Source organism: Verminephrobacter aporrectodeae subsp. tuberculatae At4 (assembly GCF_000193225.1).
Lineage (GTDB): Bacteria > Pseudomonadota > Gammaproteobacteria > Burkholderiales > Burkholderiaceae_C > Acidovorax > Acidovorax aporrectodeae.
Genome location: NZ_AFAL01000475.1, coordinates 1 through 1,558, shown reverse-complemented (window position 1 = coordinate 1,558; position 1,558 = coordinate 1). Strand labels below are relative to the sequence as shown.

Annotated in this window: 2 protein-coding genes; both read left to right on the top strand. The window is 64.8% G+C overall.

From position 1 onward, the window contains the following. The coding region (locus tag VTU_RS27525; protein WP_040892934.1) for a SwmB domain-containing protein at positions 1-738 on the top strand (738 nt) is incomplete at its 5' end. Continuing rightward, positions 714-1,217: a choice-of-anchor U domain-containing protein gene (locus tag VTU_RS0115280; protein ID WP_029554445.1), complete on the top strand. Its 504-nt coding sequence runs from the start codon at positions 714-716 to the stop codon at positions 1,215-1,217. The genes VTU_RS27525 and VTU_RS0115280, both read left to right, overlap by 25 nt. The last annotated feature ends 341 nt before the right edge of the window (positions 1,218-1,558 follow it).

Sequence of the window (1,558 nt, the reverse complement as noted above, 5' to 3'; positions counted from 1 at the left end):
AATGAGGCCATCAGCGTCATCAGGGTGTTTGTATCGGGCAGGACCGTGACCCTGGTGCTGGACCGCGACGTGGCCGGCGGCGAAACGGTCACGCTGAGCTACACCCGGCCCCCGACCGGGGACGAGGTGATACAGGACGCTGCCGGAAACGACGCGGCCAGCTTCACGAACCAGGCTGTAACCAATCTGATCCCGGACGTCACGGCCCCGGTGCTGGGGAGCGCCACGGTCCGCAGCGACCAACTGGTGCTGACTTACATCGACGTGGCTGACCTGGATGCCGTGAGGATCGCAGCCGCCTCGGCCTTTGCGGTGAGTAGCGCGGGCAACGCGGCCATCAGCGTGAACAGTGTGGCCGTCACGGGCAAGACCGTCACGCTGACGCTGAACCGCCGCGTGGGCAGCAGCGAGACGGTCAAGCTGAGCTACACCAAGCCCACGACCGGCCACGAGGTGATACAGGACACGACAGGCAACGACGCGGCCAGCTTCACGAACCAGGCCGTGGACAACCTCGGAGTTGCATATGCATATGCATCTTCACCTTCACATTCATCTGCATCGCACCTGCACCTGCACCTGAACCTGAACCCAGAGACTTCAGGGAACCGAATGCAGACAACGACGCCGCGTCCGACGCCCAGGAAAATCGGGCGGTCGGCCCCGCGGGTGCTGCAACCGGCGATGGCAACGCAGACGGCATCCAGGACAGGATGCAGACCGCAGTCACCTCCCTGAGCGTGACGACGAGCAGCCACGCCAGCAGCCCGATTACCTTGGTGGTCGGTAGCCAGGAGGGCAAGGTCCATTTCGCCAGCACTGCCCGCATCATCAGCCTGGAGCAAAAGGCGCTCCCCGCGCAGACGCCCCAGGCGCTGGAGGCGCCGATCGCGCTGACGCGTTTCCAGGCCACGCTCAAGACTGCCGGCAGCAGAGAGGCCTTTAGCTTGTATGTGGACCCGAAGATCGGCGCCAACGGTTACTGGGTGCAGGACAGCACCGGCACCTGGGTGAACTTGGCGAGCGCGCCTTACGGCGGCAAGATGGTGAACGAAGGCGGGCGGCTGCGGCTGGACTTTTCGATCACCGATGGCGGGGAGTTCGACACCGATGGCCGGGCCAACGGCGTCATTAGCGCCTCCGGCGCCGCAGCGCAAGTGCAACTGTCCATCATCGGGCAGACGTCAGATGTGGTGCGTGACGAGTCCTGGATCTGAAGCCAGCCCCATCGGCCCATGGCGTGCCCACCCGCGTGCCTGCGTTCGGCGTTGCCATCGATGCGCGGAGTTCGTGCGGCTTGCCAGTGGCACGGGACCGTGCGCGGGCAAGCCGTGTCCGAGTTCCCTGGACGGTGCCCGGGCGCCACAACACGCGGTGTCCGTGGGTGGTGCGCGGGCCGTTGTCCCACTTGGCGCGGGGGACATACCGTAGCTGCGGCATCGCACGCTTGCCCGCCTTGTTTGTTGCCTGCCGTGCTGATCACGGCAAGCAGCGAACACACCCCAAATACGTATCCGTACATCAACCCCCTTCTTGAAGGGAAACATCATGGCTGTTA